16 protein-coding genes are annotated in these 16,370 nt (G+C 65.9%); 4 read left to right on the top strand and 12 right to left on the bottom strand.

The window, feature by feature from the left end:
- Positions 1 to 23: 23 nt before the first annotated feature.
- Positions 24 to 869 carry a bifunctional methylenetetrahydrofolate dehydrogenase/methenyltetrahydrofolate cyclohydrolase FolD gene (folD, locus tag ACYQ3G_RS05215; RefSeq protein WP_459823186.1) on the top strand — a complete coding sequence of 282 codons (846 nt, stop codon included), beginning with the start codon at positions 24 to 26 and terminating at the stop codon, positions 867 to 869.
- Positions 870 to 925: 56 nt separating this feature from the next.
- On the opposite strand, the gene amrB is transcribed toward folD, so the two are convergent.
- The 3 genes from amrB to ACYQ3G_RS05200 form a co-directional block, all read right to left on the bottom strand.
- A complete protein-coding gene (gene amrB, locus ACYQ3G_RS05210; RefSeq protein ID WP_459823183.1) occupies positions 926 to 1,738 on the bottom strand; it encodes an AmmeMemoRadiSam system protein B in 813 nt (270 codons plus the stop codon).
- A gap of 9 nt (positions 1,739 to 1,747) precedes the next feature.
- Positions 1,748 to 4,786, bottom strand: coding sequence for a tetratricopeptide repeat protein (locus ACYQ3G_RS05205; RefSeq protein ID WP_459823180.1), 3,039 nt, complete (start codon positions 4,784 to 4,786; stop codon positions 1,748 to 1,750).
- 121 nt (positions 4,787 to 4,907) lie between these two features.
- Entirely contained in the window at positions 4,908 to 5,915 is a 1,008-nt protein-coding gene (locus tag ACYQ3G_RS05200; protein ID WP_459823178.1) for a sigma-54 interaction domain-containing protein, read from the bottom strand.
- An 84-nt stretch (positions 5,916 to 5,999) separates the two neighbouring features.
- Here ACYQ3G_RS05200 and sfsA point away from each other — a divergent pair, with 84 nt between their 5' ends.
- A complete protein-coding gene (sfsA, locus tag ACYQ3G_RS05195) occupies positions 6,000 to 6,707 on the top strand; it encodes a DNA/RNA nuclease SfsA (protein WP_459823175.1) in 708 nt (235 codons plus the stop codon).
- Between the two features lie 31 nt (positions 6,708 to 6,738).
- Positions 6,739 to 7,614, top strand: a complete 876-nt coding sequence (gene hslO / locus ACYQ3G_RS05190) for an Hsp33 family molecular chaperone HslO (protein ID WP_459823172.1) — start codon at positions 6,739 to 6,741, stop codon at positions 7,612 to 7,614.
- Positions 7,615 to 7,943: 329 nt separating this feature from the next.
- Here hslO and ACYQ3G_RS05185 read toward each other — a convergent pair whose 3' ends face one another.
- The 9 genes from ACYQ3G_RS05185 to ACYQ3G_RS05145 all read right to left on the bottom strand — a co-directional run bounded on the left by ACYQ3G_RS05185 (position 7,944) and on the right by ACYQ3G_RS05145 (position 15,420).
- A complete protein-coding gene (locus tag ACYQ3G_RS05185; protein ID WP_459823169.1) occupies positions 7,944 to 8,315 on the bottom strand; it encodes a flagellar basal body rod C-terminal domain-containing protein in 372 nt (123 codons plus the stop codon).
- Positions 8,316 to 8,328: 13 nt separating this feature from the next.
- Positions 8,329 to 9,135, bottom strand: coding sequence for a GTP cyclohydrolase FolE2 (folE2, locus tag ACYQ3G_RS05180; protein WP_459823166.1), 807 nt, complete (start codon positions 9,133 to 9,135; stop codon positions 8,329 to 8,331).
- Positions 9,135 to 9,554 carry a nickel-responsive transcriptional regulator NikR gene (nikR, locus tag ACYQ3G_RS05175; protein ID WP_028578140.1) on the bottom strand — a complete coding sequence of 140 codons (420 nt, stop codon included), beginning with the start codon at positions 9,552 to 9,554 and terminating at the stop codon, positions 9,135 to 9,137. Before nikR ends, folE2 begins: the two co-directional genes overlap by 1 nt.
- 163 nt (positions 9,555 to 9,717) lie before the next feature.
- Positions 9,718 to 10,386 (bottom strand): class I SAM-dependent methyltransferase, encoded by a 669-nt coding sequence (locus ACYQ3G_RS05170; RefSeq protein ID WP_459823162.1) that lies wholly within the window; start codon positions 10,384 to 10,386, stop codon positions 9,718 to 9,720.
- Positions 10,373 to 11,875 (bottom strand): ABC transporter ATP-binding protein, encoded by a 1,503-nt coding sequence (locus ACYQ3G_RS05165; RefSeq protein WP_459823159.1) that lies wholly within the window; start codon positions 11,873 to 11,875, stop codon positions 10,373 to 10,375. The genes ACYQ3G_RS05170 and ACYQ3G_RS05165 overlap by 14 nt, the downstream gene beginning before the upstream one ends.
- 3 nt (positions 11,876 to 11,878) lie before the next feature.
- Positions 11,879 to 12,364 (bottom strand): xanthine phosphoribosyltransferase, encoded by a 486-nt coding sequence (gene gpt / locus ACYQ3G_RS05160; RefSeq protein ID WP_459823157.1) that lies wholly within the window; start codon positions 12,362 to 12,364, stop codon positions 11,879 to 11,881.
- Positions 12,365 to 12,373: 9 nt separating this feature from the next.
- Positions 12,374 to 13,294, bottom strand: a complete 921-nt coding sequence (locus ACYQ3G_RS05155; RefSeq protein ID WP_459823154.1) for an ABC transporter permease — start codon at positions 13,292 to 13,294, stop codon at positions 12,374 to 12,376.
- The gene (locus ACYQ3G_RS05150; protein ID WP_459823151.1) at positions 13,291 to 14,355 is read right to left on the bottom strand and encodes an ABC transporter permease; all 1,065 of its coding nucleotides are present in this window, start codon (positions 14,353 to 14,355) and stop codon (positions 13,291 to 13,293) included. The genes ACYQ3G_RS05155 and ACYQ3G_RS05150 overlap by 4 nt, the downstream gene beginning before the upstream one ends.
- 9 nt (positions 14,356 to 14,364) lie before the next feature.
- Positions 14,365 to 15,420, bottom strand: a complete 1,056-nt coding sequence (locus ACYQ3G_RS05145; protein WP_459824188.1) for a BMP family ABC transporter substrate-binding protein — start codon at positions 15,418 to 15,420, stop codon at positions 14,365 to 14,367.
- Between the two features lie 345 nt (positions 15,421 to 15,765).
- Between ACYQ3G_RS05145 and ACYQ3G_RS05140 the strand changes: the two genes are divergently transcribed.
- Positions 15,766 to 16,260: a PilZ domain-containing protein gene (locus ACYQ3G_RS05140; protein ID WP_028578134.1), complete on the top strand. Its 495-nt coding sequence runs from the start codon at positions 15,766 to 15,768 to the stop codon at positions 16,258 to 16,260.
- Positions 16,261 to 16,370 lie beyond the last annotated feature (110 nt).

The raw sequence follows: 16,370 nt of genomic DNA, 5'->3' as shown, positions 1-16,370 counted from the left end.
TTTTTTCATCAGCAGAGGACACCATGCGCATCATCGACGGAAAAAAGACGGCCGCCATCATCCGTCAGGAACTGAAAGACCAGGTCGCGGTCCTGGCCGCTCGGCACGGCAGGGCCCCTGGGCTGGCCGTGATCCTGGTGGGCGACAATCCGGCCTCGCAGGTCTATGTCCGCAACAAGGAGCGCGCCTGCGCCGACGTCGGCATCGTCTCCAAGGGCTTCCGCCTGCCGGCGGACATCCCCCAGGAGCAGCTCGAAGACACCATCACCTTCCTGAACTCCGACCCGGCCATCGACGGCATCCTGCTGCAGCTGCCGCTGCCCAAGGGGCTGGACAGCCAGCGCTGCCTGGACCTCATCGACCCGTCCAAGGACGTGGACGGCTTCCACCCGGTGAACATGGGCCGCCTGGCCCTTGGGCTGCCGTGCCTGCGCTCCTGCACCCCGGCCGGCATCATGACCCTGCTTGACCGCCACGGCATCGACGTGGCCGGCAAGAAGGCCGTGGTCATCGGCCGCAGCAACATCGTCGGCAAGCCCCTGGCGCTCATGCTCCTGCAGAAGAACGCCACGGTCACGGTCTGCCATTCCCGGACCAGGGACATCGCCGAGGAGGTCCGCACCGCCGACATCGTGCTGGCCGCCGTGGGCATCCCCAAGTTCGTGACCGCGGACATGGTCAAGCCGGGAGCCGTGGTCATCGACGTGGGCATCAACCGCACGGAGCTCGGCCTGGTCGGCGACTGCGACTTTTCGGGCCTGCAGGACACTGCCTCGGCCATGACCCCGGTGCCGGGCGGCGTCGGCCCCATGACCATCGCCCAGCTCTTGGTCAACACCCTCGAAGCCTACGTCGAACACGTGGGCTGACGGCAACAAAAAAGGGGGCTTTGGCCCCCTCTTCATGACCGCTTTCGGCGCGGCACCTATTCGATGATGACCCCGGCGTAGCCCACCACCCTCGACATGTCCCCGTTGACGTCGCCCGACGTGGCGTAGGCCACGAGCTCGGCCTTCTTGGCGCCAAGGATGTTGGCCAGGTGCATGCCCATGGTCATGGGCAGCACGCCGCACATGGAGATGTTGTCCTCGCGCACCGTGCCGTAGAAGCCCATGGGATCCAGGGCCAGGATGCGGTCCAGGGCCTTCTGGTCCACGATGCGGGTCACGGCGTCCGAGGCGAAGTGGTTCATGTCCGAGCTGACAACCACGGAGACGTCCCGGCCCAAGGCGTTCAGCACTTCGGCGATCTTGGCGGCCGCCCCGGCGAGCTTGTGGGGACGCGGGTCGCCTACGGCGATGGGCACGATGCGCATGTCGGGGTTCTTGGCCCACAGGAAGGGCAGGACCACCTCCAGGGAATGCTCCTGCATGTGGGCGGCGCGGTCGGCCGTCAGGGCCGGCTCCGCCGCCAGGATGGCCGCGGCCAGCTCGGCGTCGACCGCAAGGCCGGCCCCGGGCAGATGCCATGTCCCGTCGGGCCACACGGCCAGGGGCGCGCCCATGCCGGTGTGGTTTGGGCCCAGCAGCAGCACGGTGTCCGTCAGCCGGGCCCGGGCCAGGGTCTGTCCCGCCACGCCGCCGGAAAACACGTGCCCGGCGTGGGGCACCATGGCCAGTCTGGTCACCGCCTCGCGCTCCGTTTCCCCGCGCATGCAGGACCTGACCGAGGCCAGCCACTGGTCGTGGCGTCCGGCGTAAAACTGTCCCGCGACAACGGGCTCGCGATCAATGCTCATCTCTCCCTCCTAGCGAAATTTCTCGACTTCCCGCTCGATGCGCACGCCTTCGAGCTCTGCGGCAGCCATACGGCCATACAGCGTGTTTGGGAAGCGCTCTTTGAGGCCCAGAAGCGTTTCCCGCCACCTCTTCATGTCGTCATTCCTGCGGAAAAGGACGGCCTTGCGGTAGGTGTGCGCGGGCCAGTCCCGGTCCTCGGGCGTGACGTAGCCGTCGTATTCGAGGCTCCAGGCCAGGGCTTCCTGGTTCCGGCCGCGCCGTTCGGCGGCCTGAACGAGCAGTTCCAACGTCTCCTTGAGCTTGGGGATGTCGTCCTTTTCCTTTTTCAGCAGTTCCAGGGCCTCCTGGCCCAGGATGGTGGCGCGTTCGAACTCGCCCGCGGCCAACGCAGCCCGGCCGAGAAAATAGTGGGCGTAGCCGCGCTGCGTGTCCGTCAGGCCCAGGTCCGTGGCCAGCCGGTCCCACAGGGGCTTGGCCATTCCTGCCTGGTTCAGCTTCTCGTTGGCCAGGGCCGCGGCATAGTCGACCTGGCGCCGACGCTCGGCGTTCAGGTTCCAGGGCGCAACCCTGCGGGCCAGTTCGAGGATGTCCTTCCATTCCTGTAGTTCCACGAGCATGGCCAGGGTCAGGTCCATGCCCGGCTCGGAATGCTCCCCTCTGGGGACGGAGCCGAAGACGAAGGGTTTGGCCATCTCCAGGGCCTCCCTGGATCGGCCCGTGCGCATCATGGCCGTGGCCACGACCAGCCTGGTCTGCGGGTCCGGCTCCCTGTCCGTGTAGAGGTCCTGGTGGTCCGACCAGTTCTGGACGATGCCCTCGAAGTTCCCCTGCTCCAGGTCGCGCATGATCCAGTCCCGCAGGGCCTTGTCCGCGACTTCCCGCGCCTTGGGCAGCAGCTCGTGCTCGGGGTAGTCCTGTTCGAAGCGGCGCACGTCCTCCAGGCTTTCCGGGAATTTCCCTTTCCACAGCCGCCACATGGCCAGCTTCAGTCTGGCAATCGGGGCCAGGGGGCTGTCCGCGTGTTCGAGGATGCGGGTGTAGATCTCTTCGGGGTTGGCGTCCGGGCGGTCGAAGACCGGGGCCATGTCCCCGAGGGAGGGCTTGTCGAGCACGCCTTCCTCGGCCAGGCGCATCTGGGCGATGAGGCCGCCTTCCCTGTCCGGAAAAGCCTCGGCCGTGCGGTGGTAGAGTTCGCGTGCGGCATTGGGCTTGTTCTGCTTGAGGTGGATGTCGCCGATGCGGGCCATGGCCACATCGGCGTCGGGCGCATCCGGCACGATGTTGACGTACGTCCAGAAAAAATCCCGCGCCCGGTCGTCGTTGCCGCTGAGCATGGCCGCATACCCCGCGGCCATGAGGAACGACGGGTCTTCGAGGTAGTAGCGGGGCCAGCGTTTTTCGATGGTGTTCACGATGTCCATGGCCTTGTCGAAAAAACCCAGCTCCGTGTATGCCTTGAGAAGGCCGACGTTGGCAGGCTTGACCGCCGGGCTCATGGGGAAATTCTCGATGACGTAGCGGTAGTGCTCGGCGGCCTTGGCGAATTTTTTCTCGCGCAGGAAGTGGTCGCCCCAGAACGTATCGATCATGGCCACGCGCGGGTTGTCCGGGTACTTGCGGCGCAGCAGGTCGAAATTGCCCTTGGCTTCGGGCAGGTTGCCCACCGCGAGCTGCAGGAAGCCGATGCGGTACAGGGCCTCGGGCATGTTGGTTGATGCGGGGTTGGCGTACATGGCCGTTTGGTAGGCGTCGAGGATGGCCGTGTAGTTCCCCGCGAAGTCACCCTTGCCCTGCTGCATGGTGATGTCAGCCAGATTGTAGAGCAGCTCCTCGCGCAGGGCTTCGGGCACCTTCGGGTGCTCGATCATGGCGGTTATGGCCTGCCGGCTGGCCGGCAGATCGCCCGCGGCCACCGCAACCTGGGCCAGTCTGTACAGTTCCTCCAGTTCGGCCGTGCTGTTGTCCTCGGTCATGTTGCCGGTGACAGCCGTGGGAGTTTCGGAGGAGGCGTTGACCGTCATGGCCGCCTCCTGCGCCGGGGCGTCGGTGCCGGTCGCGTTGCCGGGTTCGTCGTGCGATGCGCTCGCGTTCGTCGCCTCGGCGTCGTGTGCGGAGTCTGTCTCCGGCGCCGAGGAGGTCGCGTTTCCGTCGGGCGCGCCGGCCTCCTGGGCCTCGTGGTCCGGTCGGGCGGTGATGGCTTGGGGCGCGTTAGCCGGCAGGGCCTGCGCACTGGTCGCGTTGTCCGCCGCATGTCCTTCGGCTGCGTCCGGGCCTGGCCCCGTTGCTTGCTCCGTAGGAGTCTCCTCGGACGCCGTTTCAGGTTCGGTCTGCGGCAAGGGCGCTGTCGCGTTGCGTTCGATGGGCATCCGCAGTCGAAATGCGTCTCGCGGCTTCGGTTCCGCTGCGGCGCCGAGGCCGGCCTCCCGTTGTCCGGGGGCCATCGTTCCTGCCTGGTCGGGAGTTGCGGGACGGCTGATCCGTCCGCGCAGGGAGGCCGTGCCCGAGAGCGTATCCTGCGGCGATCCGCCCGTGGCGTTCCCTTGCGCCGCGATATTGTCTTCGGGTTTCGTCGCATTGACATCCGCCGTCGGGGCCGCGTCCCGCTCTTCCTCCTGCACGGACGCGGAGGAGGCCGTTTCGTTGCCGGGCGTCGATGCATTGGCGGGCGTTTCCGCGGAGGAGTTCGTTCCGTCCAGCGCCGCGGGCTCCGTAGCCGGGGGCGCATTGTGCGGCGGCGGGGGGGCCTGTGTCGGCGGCGGGTAGAGGATGACGTTCAGTTCCTGCAGGGCGGGGTGCGCGGCCGAGGAAAAGATGAAGTCCCCGTTGCGGGTATCGATCAGAATGCCGTCGTCTGTGACTGAGACGCCCTTGATGAGCGCCGAGCCGGTGAAATCTGGGATTTTGGGTTTGGCCTCGTTCGCCCAGAAGTCCGCGGAGATGGGGATGATGATCCGCGTCAGCCCGCGTTGTCTGGGCTCGGCGACGGGCAGGGAGGAGGAGAACGAGAACAGGAGGCGTTCGTGGTCGGCCGCCCGATTCCACGTCAAGACCGCCCCAGAGGCGCTCTGGTGGGGGAGGACGCCCAGAAAGGCGGCAAGGAGGAACCAGATCAGTCTGGCAGGTGTGTGTGCGCGCACGGTCTGCTGTTAGCAAGAATCGGGCAGAACATCACAACATATTCTTCTTTTTCAGTTTTTCAATCAGGGTGGTGCGCTTGATGCCCAAAACTTCGGCGGCCTTGTTCTTGACCCCGTCGACCTCTCCCAGGGCCTCGTTCAACAGCCGCTCTTCGACCTGATCGAGAAACTCCTTGAGGCCCATGCACTGTTCGCGAAGGTCCTTGAGTTCCGGCCAACGGAACAAAGCGTCCGCCAGGACCGGGGCGCGCTTAGGCACCTCCACGCCGGTCTCCCGCAGGATCTTGTCCGGCAGGTCCACCAGGCCGATGCTTTCGCCGTCGCACAGGATCGACATGCGCTCCATGAAGTTCTCGAGCTCGCGCACGTTGCCCGGCCAGGAGTAGCGGGCCAGGATGTCGGCCACCTCTTCGGCCATGCCCAGGGTCGCGGCGCGGTTGTTGGCGCAGAAATTCCGCAGGAAATACCTGGCCAGGACGAGCACGTCCTCGCCGCGGTCGCGCAGGGGGGGCAGGGTGATGGGGATGACGTTCAAGCGGTAGAAGAGGTCCTCGCGAAAGGTGCCCTTGCGCACCTCCTCCTCCAGATCGCGGTTGGTGGCCGCCACCACGCGCACGTCGGCCTTGATGGTCTTGCCCCCGCCGACGCGCTCGAACTCGCGCTCCTGCAGCACGCGCAGGATCTTGACCTGCAGGGACAGCTCCATTTCCCCAATTTCATCCAGAAAGACCGTGCCGCCCTGGGCCATCTCGAAGCGGCCGATCTTGGTGCGGATGGCGTGGGTGAAGGCGCCCTTCTCGTGCCCGAAAAGCTCCGATTCGAGCAGTTCCCGCGGGATGGCCCCGCAATTGATGGGCACGAAGGGCTTGTCGGCCCGCCGGCTGTTGCGGTGCAGGGCCCGAACCAGCAATTCCTTGCCCGTCCCGGACTCGCCCGTGACCAGGATGGTGCTGTCCGAGGGGGCCACTTTGGCCAACACCCGAAATACCTCTTGCAGGGCGGAACTCTTTCCAATTATTCCACAGGTATCAAACGACATAGCCTCTCCTGGAACGGGGATGGTCTCGATGCTGTTCCGATTCTGCCTAACTGTCAAGAATATGACAGAAACGCAACCCGAAATATGCCGTATCTCCTGAAATTTCCGCAGGGAAGCCGTCCGGCCCTTTTTGTCGCCCGCGAGAAGCGCTTCCTGATCCACCTCCTGCTGGACGGTCGACCCGTGACCGCGCACACCAACAACTCCGGGTCCATGCTTGGCCTCCTGCGGCCCGGCATGGAGGTCTTTCTCTCCCCGGCCGCCTCGCCGGGACGGAGGCTGCCGTACACCCTGGAGTTGGTGCGCCCGAGCGGGGACTGGATCGGCGTCAACACCCTCACGCCCAACCGGCTCCTCAAGAGAGCCTGGGAAACCCGCGCCCTGAAGGAACTCGATGCGTACACGGATTTCACCGCCGAGGCCAAATGGGGGGATTCTCGCCTGGACGCGAAGCTCACCGGCCCCGACGGGGAGTTCTGGATCGAGGCCAAGAACGTGACCATGGTCGAGGACGGCGTGGCCTGCTTCCCCGACGCAGTGACCGAGCGCGGCCAGAAGCACCTGCTCGAACTCATGGCGCTGGCGAAGCGGGGCGTGCGCGTGGGCGTCTTCCTGGCCGTCCAGCGCCCCGACGGACAGTGCTTCGGCCCCGCCGACTTCATCGACCCCCGTTTCGCCGAACTTTTCTGGCAGGCCCTGGACAGGGGAGTGGAGTTTTTTCCCCATGTGGTGCACGCAACCCCTGAGGGCATCGCCCTGGGCCGCCGTCTCCCCCTTGTCCCGCGGCCCTGATCTTCAACACCGAACTTCCGGAATCACGACCATGAACGACCATCTCATCCGCGTCATCTCCGACGAGGCCAACGTCCGCGCCATGGCCTGTCTTACCACGGCCACGGTCGGCGAAGCCTGCGCCCGGCACCGCACCAGCCCCACCGCCTCCGTGGCTCTCGGCCGCGCCCTGACCGGCGGCGTGCTCCTGGGCGCGCTCCTCAAAGGCCGCCAGCGCGTGGCTCTCAAGTTCGAGGGCAATGGGCCCCTGGGCAAGATCGTCGTCGAGGCCGACCCCATGTGCCTGGTCCACGGCTACGTGAGCAACCCCGGTGCCGACCTGCCCCTGCGGGACGGCCGCTTCGACATCCCCGGCGCCCTGGGGCGCGCCGGCCTGCTGACCGTGACCAAGGACCTGCAGCTCAAAATCCCCTACCAGGGCGTGGTCAACCTCGTGTCCAGCGAGATCGCCGAGGACATCGCCTACTACCTGACCGAGTCCGAGCAGACCCCCTCGGCCATGGGCCTGACCACCATCCCCGACGACCAGGGTGGCATCGCCGTGGCCGGCGGCTTCCTCATCCAGTCCCTCCCGCCGGCCAACGACGCGGCCCTGGAAACCCTCACGGCCCGCATCGCGGCCATGCCGCCCCTGGCCAGGCTCCTCTTCGACGGGGCCGGCCCCAAGGACATCCTGGACCGCATCTTCGGCGACATCCCCTACGAAATCCTCGGACACCAGGACGTGGCCTTCCACTGCGGCTGCTCCCGCGACCGCATCGAACAGGCCCTCATCACGCTCGGCGTGGGCGAAATCAAAAGTTTGGCCGAGCGCGGCGAAGACACTGTCATCACCTGCGAATTCTGTCGGGAGCCGTACGCGTTCACCCCGGAGGACTTGCGGCGGTTGGCGGACGAGAGGCATTAGCGGAGGGTGATGAAGATGCCTCCGGCGGGCAGGGGGCGCGGCCCCCTGCACCCCTTTTGGGGGGGGCTGGCCGGGCATGCTCTTTGGTGGAGACGCTTCTCGTGTTCGGAAATGTCAGTGGATCCCCGCCTTCGCGGGGATGACGCTTGCCGGAGAGGATGTGTATTTTTCTTCCAATCTGATGGATACGGACAGGTTGACAGTACGAACACGGTGTCATCCCCGCGAAGGCGGGGATCCATGTCTTTGAGGCGATGCCGGTCGATGGACGTGAAAAAAGGCCGCCTCCTTTCGGAAAGCGGCCTTGCAGCATCCCGTCTTCAAAAAAATCAGACCATCATGTCGATGAGCACGCCCGTCATGTCGAAGTTCGTGTGCAGGGCCGCGACGTTGGCGGCGAAGGCCTGCTCGTTCTCCATCATTTGCACCATCTCCGCGGCCAGGTCCGTGTTGGAGCCTTCGACCAGGATTTCCTCGTAGCGCAGGCCCTCTTCGGTCTCGACGTATTCGCCGCCTTGGACCAGAGGGCCGGGAGCGGTGTTTTCGTATATGTCGGACACCCGCACGCCGCGGTCGTTCGGGCCGGTTTCGTATTCCACGCGGCTGGAGCGGAACTCGTTCGTGTTCACGTTGGCCACGTTGTTGGCCGCGACCTGCTGGGAAACGGAAATGGCCTGCAGGGCCTGCACGTTCTCGATCATGGGGCACCTCCGGTCATGGGTTCACAATATCCCGGCCGGATGTTTCGTCAACCCCCATCTGGTCGATGCGGGCGTAGGCGCTGTGGTTGTGGATGGACTCGAAGGACTCCACCTCGACCCTGAAGCCGCGCACCTTCGGGTGGGCCGCCAGACGGGAGGCCGTGTTGCGGACCACGTCCTCGACGAAGGTCGGCGAGGCGAAGGCCGACTCGGTCACGAACTTTTCGTCCTCGCGCTTCAGCAAGGCATAGACCGGGGATGAGCCGGACTCCTGGGCGATGGCGATGAGGTCTTCCAGCCAGAGCATGCCCGAGCACCCAGCCTCGATGCGGACCATGGCCCGCTGACTGTGGGCGCCCTCGGCGGAAATGGCCTTGGAGCAGGGGCAGACCGTCATGACCGGCACCTCCACGCCCAGGACCAGCTCGACGCCCCCGTCCATCAGCGTGCCGCGCAGGAAGCAGGCGTAGTCCATCAGGGCCGGGCTGCCCGTGACCGGGGCGCGCTGCTCCAGAAAATACGTGAAGTGGAAACACAGGTGCGAGCTTCTGGCCTGCAGGCGGTCGCGCAGGTCCTGGAGCAGGCGTCCGCAGCTGGCCGTGTCCAGGGTCGTCTCCATGTCGCGCAGGGCTTCGAGGAAGCGGCTCATGTGCGTGCCCTTGAACTCGGCCGGCAGGTCCACGCTCAGATCCACGCGTGCCACGGTCTGCTGGCGGCCTCTGGCCCTGTCGCGGACCGTCAGGGGCACCGAGAGGTTCTTGACCCCGACCCGGTCGATGCGCAGGGCCACGTCGGCCGGACCGCTCTGCACATCGCGCATCACTTCAGGTCCTGCCCGGTGGTGGCCAGGGTCAGCTTGCCGTGCTTGACGCCCTTGGTGGAGATGAGCCGCTCGGCCGTGGCCTTGATGTCCTGTCCGGGGCCGCGCAGGATGAGCACCTCCATGCAGTTGTGGTGGTCCAGGTGGATGTGCAGGGACGAGTGGACGACGTCCAGGGAGGAATGCTGGATCTCGGTCATCTTCTGGGCCAGGTCCGAGTGATGGTGGTCGAAGACCAGGGTCAGTGTGCCGACCATCTCCTTGTTCAGGTCCTCCCATTCCTTCTGCACCAGAGTGCCGCGGATGAGGTCGCGGATGGCCTCGGAGCGGGTCTGGTAGCAGCGCTCCTCGCACAGGGCGTCGAATTTCTCCAGCAGGTCGGAGTCCAGGGACACTCCGAAACGTATTGTCTGACCCATGTTTCCTCCTAACAGGCCGTTGAAAAACGGCAATCTGCTGCGTCAGCGAAAAAATTCAGACCGCTTATGTATGTGCAATACACCGCGCGCCCTGGATTTTTTCACTTCCTTGCATCTCACCATTTTTGAACGGCCTGCGAATTCTGAATTTTTCAACAGCCAGCTAAATGTCGTCCGGGCGGGAAAGTTCCCAGACGTTGACCGTCATGCGCGCCCCCTCGAAGGGCACCACCACCTGTCCTCGGCCTGCGACCCGCCAGCCGCGGCGGGCGAAGCGGGGCCACACGGCCTGGGACACGGTGCGCTCGGGGTCGCCGAACCAGACTTTGCCCCCGGGGGCAAGGCAGTGCAGCAGCAGTTTTTCCAGCGGTTCGAAAAACCGCTGCTCGTAAAAGATGTCGCCGCCCCAGACATGGTCGAAGGAACGGGGCGCGAAGCCGGGGCGGTTCCAGTCCATGCACAGCCACAGGGGCTGGGGCACGTCGTTGAGCCGGGCGTTCCTGGCGGCAAAATACAGGGCGTCCCGCTCGTAGTCCATCCCCACGACCCGCGCGCCCAGGCCGGATGCCACCAGGGCCGAAAGACCGAGCCCGCAGCCCAGGTCCAGGCAGGTGCGTCCGGCCAGGTCCTGCCGGGCCAGCCAGTCGCACAGGGCCAGGGTCGCGGGCCACAGCTCCACCCAGTAGGGGATGTGTTCCTCGGCCTCGGGGTCGTCCTCGTCCAGGGACTGCCACAGGGACTCCAGGTCCGCCGGGCGCTCCAGGGCCCAGGTCCGGCCCGCGGTCTGCACGGTGAGTTGCTGGAAGCGGTCCGCTTGATCAGTGCTCGGCATCGGGCTTCATGCCGGCCATCATCTGGCCGATGCGGTCCACGCGCTGCCGGTCGCCGGCCGGGAAGACGTCGACGATTTCGCCGCCAAACATGACCGCGATGCGGTCGGCCAGGGCCAGGGCTTCGGACAGGTCTCCGGTGACCAGCAGGATGCCGGCCTCCTCGCGGGCCGCCAGCAGGGTCGCCCAGACCTCCTCGATGGCCGAGACGTCGAGGCCCTGGGTGGGCTGCTCGGCCACGATGAGGCGCGGACGGCGGTGAAATTCGCGCGCCAGGACCATCTTCTGCAGGTTGCCGCCCGAAAGCTGCCTGGCCTGGCAGGTCACGTCGGGCGGCGAGACCTTGAACTGCTCGACGAGTTCCCGGGCCACGTCCGCAGCCTTGTCGCGCTGCAGCCAGACCGTGGAGCTGTAGCCCTGGCGGGTGGTCAGCAGAAAGTTGTCCACCAAGTCCATGCCCTTGCACACGGCCAGTCCCTGACGATCCTCGGGGACGTAGCTCAGGCCCCCCTGCCAGGACGGGTCGGCGAAGAAGGACTGCCAGCTCTTGCCGAGCACCGAGACCTCGCCGGCCTCGGGCGCCCGCAGGCCGCAGACCGTCTCGACCAGCTCCTTCTGGCCGTTGCCGGCCACGCCGACCACGGCCAGGATCTCCCCCTGCCGCAAGCTCAAAGACGCATCGCGCATGACGCCGGCCTTGACCCCGGTCAGGCGCAGTACGTTCTGGCGCAGTTCCACGGGGGCGCGGGTGACCTCCAGGAGCACCTCGCGGCCGACCATGCGCCGGGCCAGGTCCGACTGGGAATGCACCTCGGCGGCCGGGACTTCGTCCACCACCTCGCCCTTGCGCAGGATGGCGATCTCGTCGGCCAGGGCCATGACCTCGCCCAGCTTGTGGGAGATGTAGACGATGGCCTTGTCCTGGGCGGCCATGCTGCGCAGGGCCGCGAAGAGCTGCTCGGATTCCTGGGGCGTGAGCACGGCCGTGGGCTCGTCGAAGATGAGGATGCGGCTCTTGCGCTGCAGAAGCTTCAGGATCTCCACGCGCTGCTTTTCGCCCATGGACAGGTCGGCCACGCGGGCTGACGGGTCCACATCGAGGCCGAAGGCGGCGCCCAGGGCCCGGACCTGCTCCCGCATGGCCTTGGGCGAGAGCAGGAAGCCCGGCTCCTGGCCCAGGAACACGTTCTCGGCTACGGTCATGGCCTCGACCAGCATGAAGTGCTGGTAGACCATGCCGATGCCGGCGCGGATGGCGTCCTTGGTGGAGCGCAGGTGGCACGGGCGGCCGTCGATCAAAATCTCGCCGGCGTCGGGCAGGTAGTGGCCCGCCAGGATGGACATGAGGGTGCTCTTGCCCGCCCCGTTCTCGCCCAGCAGGGCCTTGATCCGCCCGGCGTGGATGTCCAGGCTGATGGCGTTGTTGGCCCGGACCGAGCCGAAGACCTTGGTGATGCCGCGCAGGCCGACCGCTGGCGTGGACGGGGTCACGACCTATCCCTGCCGCTTCCCGGCCAGGGGCTGCACGAACTGCGACTCGGCGTCCCAGGGGAAGAGGATCCAGGTGTCCTGGCTGACCTCGGTGATGAAGGTGTCCACCAGGGGGCGGCCGGCGGGTTTGGCGTAGACGCAGGCGAAGTGGGCCTTGGGCAGCAGTTCGCGGATGAGCTTGCCCGTGCGGCCCGTATCCACCAGATCGTCGACGATGAGCCAGCCCTGGCCGTCGCCTTCGATGCCCTTCAGCAGCTTCACCTCGCCCTTCTGGTTCTGCCAGTCGTAGCTGGACACGCAGATGGTGTCGACGAGGCGGATGTCGAGTTCGCGGGCGATGATGGCCGCGGGCACGAGGCCGCCGCGGGTCACGGCGATGATGCCCTTGAAGAAGTCCTTGTCCAGGAGGCGCCAGGCCAGGGCCTTGGCGTCGCGGTGCAGCTGGTCCCAGGAGATGGGGTAGGTGCGCTGGTATCTGTTTTCGCTCATTGAGTTTTCCTATTCGGAGGGTTCCACGTTCACGCCCAGCGCGGCCGGGGCCTCGGTGCGCTGGCTGCGCCACGAGGAGAAGGCCAGGGCCGCGATGGTCAACACATAGGGCAGCATGAGCAGGATGGACGACGGCAGGGCCGTGCCCATGGCCTGCAGGCGGAGCTGGAAGGCCATGACCCCGCCGAAGAGATAGGCCCCGAGCATGGCCCGGGACGGACGCCAGAAGGCGAAGATGACCAGGGCCACGGCGATCCAGCCGCGCCCCGAGGACAGGCCGTTGGTCCAGAGGTGGGTGTAGGCCAGACTCAGGTAGCTGCCGCCGAAGCCCACCAACACCCCGCCGCCAAGGAGCGCGGCCCAGCGAAAACCCAGGACGTTCAGGCCCGCGGCCCGCGTGGCCGCCGGGCTCTCGCCCGCGGCGCGCACACCCAGGCCCCACCGCGTGTAGCGGAAGAAGGCCCACATGAGCGGCGGGACGAGGTATGAGACGTAGACCAGGGCGTCCTGCTGGAAAAAGATGTCGCCCACGAACGGGATATCGCCCAGCACGGGCAGGGGGAACTTGTCGAAGCCGGGGGCGGTGCGGCCGACATAGGGCGTGCCGAAGAACCCGGCCAGGCCCGTGCCGAAGATGGTCAGGGCCAGGCCCGAGACGGTCTGGTTGCCCTGGAACCAGATGCAGACCACGCCGTGCAGGGCCGCCATGCCCGCGCCGGCCAGGCCGCCGGCCATGAAGGCCAGGACCGGGGAGCCCGTGTGCAGGGCGGTCAGGAACCCGGCCAGGGCGCCGACGAGCATCATGCCCTCCACGCCAAGGTTCAGGACGCCGCCCTTCTCGGTCAGGATCTCGCCCAGGGTGGCGTAGAGGATCGGGGTGCCGGCCTGCACCGTGGCTGCCAGGAGGGCCAGGAGGATTTCGAGGCTCATGCGGCCCTCCGCAGGTGCAGGCGGTAGCGGGAGAAGAAGCCCCCGGCCAGCACGGCCAGGAGGATGGAGCCCTCCATGATGCCGCCGAAGGCCGCGGGCACCTGCAGGTCGAGCTGCAGGGTCTCCATGCCGACGCGCACGCCCGCCAGGAGGAAGGAGGCCACGGCGATGACGAGGGGGTTCAGGTTGGCCAGCCAGGCCACGACGATGGCCGTGTAGCCGTAGCCGGACATGATGCTCGGCTGCAGCCGGCCCAGGGTGGCCGAGGCCTCCAGGAACCCGGCCCAGCCGGCCAGTGCCCCGCTGACGACCATGACCAGCACCACCAGGAGGGAGTAGGGCATGCGGGCGTAACGGGCGGCGCGCACGTTTTCGCCGCAGGCGCGCAGTTCGAAGCCCAGGCGGGTGGAACGCAGGAACACGGACATGAGCACGCCCACGGCCAGGCACAGGAGCAGGCCCCAGTTCAGGCGGGTATCGCCGATGCGCGCCACCACGGCCGCCGGGACGAACTCGCTGGTCATGGGGAAGCCGAAGCTGGCCGGGTCCTTCCATACGCCGTAGACGAGAAATTCGAGGATGAGGATGCCGACGTAGTTGAGCATCAGGGTGACGATGATCTCGTTGGCCTTGAGCTTCAGGCGCAGCACGGCCGGAATGGCGCCCCACAGGCCGCCTGCCGCCGAGGCGCACAGCAGCATGACGGGCAGCAGGGCGTACCAGGGCCAGGTCGGGAAGGTCAGGGCCGCCCAGGTCGCGCCCACGGCGCCCAGGGCGAACTGGCCCTCGGCCCCGATGTTCCAGACCTGCAGGCGGAAGGTCAGCCCCACGCCCAGGGAGCAGAGAAAAATGGGCACGGCCTTGATGAGGCAGTCCTCAAGGGCGTAGCGGGAACCGAAGGCGCTCTCGACCAGGAGCCACAAGGCTTGCAGGGCCGGCTTGCCCTGCACGGCCAGGAGCGTCCCGCTGACCGTGAAGGCCAGGGCGAGGGCGGCCAGAAAAACAAGACAGGAGCCCCAGCCAAGGGGCTCCTGTCGACGAACGGCGGACAAGACGGGCATGTGCGACCCTTATTCCAGGGTGCCGACGACGCCCTGAACGAACCAGTTGAAACCGAGCAGTTCCTCGTCGGGCATGACGGCGTCGGCGGCGACTCTCTCCGCGCCGGCCTGGTCCTTGATGGGACCGCTGAAGACCTTGTAGGCGCCTGAGGCGATCTCGGCCTTCTTGGCCAGGACGGTCTTCTGCACGTCTTCGGGAACCATGGGGCCGAAGGGGGCGATGTCGACGACGCCGTGATCCAGACCGTACCAGTAGAACTGGGCTTTCCAGGTGCCGTCTTTGATCTGCTGGACCATCTCCTTGTAGAAGGGGCCCCAGTTCCAGACGGCCGAGGTCAGGTGGGACTTGGGCGCGAAGGCGGACATGTCGGAGTTGTAGCCGATGGACCACACGCCGCGTTCCTGGGCGGCCTCCTGGGGGCCGGGAGAGTCCTGATGCTGGGCGATGACGTCGCAGCCCACGTCCAGCAGGGACTTGGCGGCTTCCTTCTCCGTGGCCGGGTCATACCAGGTCTTGGTCCAGACCACGCGCACTTCGACGTCGGGGTTCACGGACTGGGCGCCCAGGGTGAAGGCGTTGATGCCGCGGATGACTTCGGGGATGGGGAAGGCCGCCACGTAGCCCAGGACCTTGGACTTGGTCATGGCGCCGGCGACCATGCCGGTCAGGTAGCGGGCCTGGTAGATGCGGCCGAAGTAGTTGGCCATGTTCTCGGCGTTCTTGTAGCCGGAGCAGTGCAGGAATTTGACCTTGGGGAATTCCTTGGCGACCTTCAGCGTGGGGTCCATGTACCCGTAGCTGGTGGTGAAGATGATGTCGTAGCCTTTGCGGGCCATGTTCATGATGACGCGTTCGGAATCCTGGCCTTCGGCCACGGACTCCACGAAGGAAGTGGTCACGCCGTCCATGGCCTCCACGGCCAGACGGCCCTGGTCATGGGCGTAGGAGTATCCGGCGTCTCCCACCGGCGACACGTAGACGAAACCGACCTTGGTGTCCTCGGCGAAGGCGGTCGCTCCCAGGGCCAGGAACGCCAGCAGGAACAGGGACAAACATTTGCGCATCATCCTTCCTCCGTATCATGATTCTGATTGGGGTTTGTATGACGGACACCGCGTCCGCCAAAGGTGAGAGTGCCAAGCACAAGGCACATAGCCAATACCCGCCAGCCTGGCAACAGTCAGGGGGCGGTCCAGCCGTCCGGAAAAGATGGACATATGTCAGACATTGGTTGATACTATAAAAGATAATCCGGAAAAACCGGACGAAAGGCGGCGGCCTTGATCGTCGTTTCTGGGGTTTGAAGCGTATAACATGCTCATTTAAAAGAATCTTGAGGCAGTCGGCATGCTTCTTCTAATATGTCAGACGGTTTTCGACGAAGATCATATGACGATACGGAGGACCTCATGTCCAAAGACACCATGATAAGTTTCCGGACCACGGAAGAGTTCAGCAAGTCGCTGAAGCGGCTTGCCAAGAAGAACAAGACGACCCTTTCCGGCTTTATCGATGCCGTGCTGCAGGATTTTCTCCAATCCCAGGCCGGACAGGATATTCTCATGCAGGACCGCCGGAGGTTTCCGCGCCAGCACAAGACCATCCCGGCCATCATCAGCGGCACGAATGGCGCCCGCAAGCATTTCCACGCCAGCAAGATCACCAATCTCTCCCTGGGGGGGATCAATCTCGTGGTGCCCAAGAACGAGCACAACGGCGCCCTGGAAGAGGAGAGCCTGGATGCGTTCGACGTGGTCTTCGCCCTGCCCCAGGAGGACCGGCCCATCACCATCCAATGCCAGGGCAAGCGGATCTTCCAGACCCAGGACAGCTACCAGGTCGGCGCCAGCTTCGACGACGCGGACCTCGACAGCTATCAGGCCCTGCAGAGCTACCTGTACTGATTTTCCGGGCAGGCCCGACTCTCATCGCCCCGGGGTACGGTTGTGCCCCGGGGCGAGTTTTTTGGGGCGGGGTGCTATGGACCGTCTGGACGAGGTGGACTGTATGGACG

This window comes from Desulfomicrobium salsuginis, assembly GCF_054657795.1.
Note: the sequence above shows the minus strand (reverse complement) of the source record. Positions and strands in the feature narration are given on the sequence as shown.

Bases quoted from the DNA above. Each gene is read 5' to 3' on its own strand.
- ACYQ3G_RS05155 (WP_459823154.1), bottom strand. From the start codon at position 13,294: ATGAGCCTCGAAATCCTCCTGGCCCTCCTGGCAGCCACGGTGCAGGCC.
- gpt (WP_459823157.1), bottom strand. From the start codon at position 12,364: ATGAGCGAAAACAGATACCAGCGCACCTACCCCATCTCCTGGGACCAG.
- folD (WP_459823186.1), top strand. From the start codon at position 24: ATGCGCATCATCGACGGAAAAAAGACGGCCGCCATCATCCGTCAGGAA.
- ACYQ3G_RS05185 (WP_459823169.1), bottom strand. From the start codon at position 8,315: ATGATCGAGAACGTGCAGGCCCTGCAGGCCATTTCCGTTTCCCAGCAG.
- ACYQ3G_RS05140 (WP_028578134.1), top strand. From the start codon at position 15,766: ATGTCCAAAGACACCATGATAAGTTTCCGGACCACGGAAGAGTTCAGC.
- hslO (WP_459823172.1), top strand. From the start codon at position 6,739: ATGAACGACCATCTCATCCGCGTCATCTCCGACGAGGCCAACGTCCGC.
- nikR (WP_028578140.1), bottom strand. From the start codon at position 9,554: ATGGGTCAGACAATACGTTTCGGAGTGTCCCTGGACTCCGACCTGCTG.
- ACYQ3G_RS05145 (WP_459824188.1), bottom strand. From the start codon at position 15,420: ATGCGCAAATGTTTGTCCCTGTTCCTGCTGGCGTTCCTGGCCCTGGGA.
- amrB (WP_459823183.1), bottom strand. From the start codon at position 1,738: ATGAGCATTGATCGCGAGCCCGTTGTCGCGGGACAGTTTTACGCCGGA.
- sfsA (WP_459823175.1), top strand. From the start codon at position 6,000: ATGCCGTATCTCCTGAAATTTCCGCAGGGAAGCCGTCCGGCCCTTTTT.
- ACYQ3G_RS05200 (WP_459823178.1), bottom strand. From the start codon at position 5,915: ATGTCGTTTGATACCTGTGGAATAATTGGAAAGAGTTCCGCCCTGCAA.
- ACYQ3G_RS05150 (WP_459823151.1), bottom strand. From the start codon at position 14,355: ATGCCCGTCTTGTCCGCCGTTCGTCGACAGGAGCCCCTTGGCTGGGGC.
- folE2 (WP_459823166.1), bottom strand. From the start codon at position 9,135: ATGCGCGATGTGCAGAGCGGTCCGGCCGACGTGGCCCTGCGCATCGAC.
- ACYQ3G_RS05170 (WP_459823162.1), bottom strand. From the start codon at position 10,386: ATGCCGAGCACTGATCAAGCGGACCGCTTCCAGCAACTCACCGTGCAG.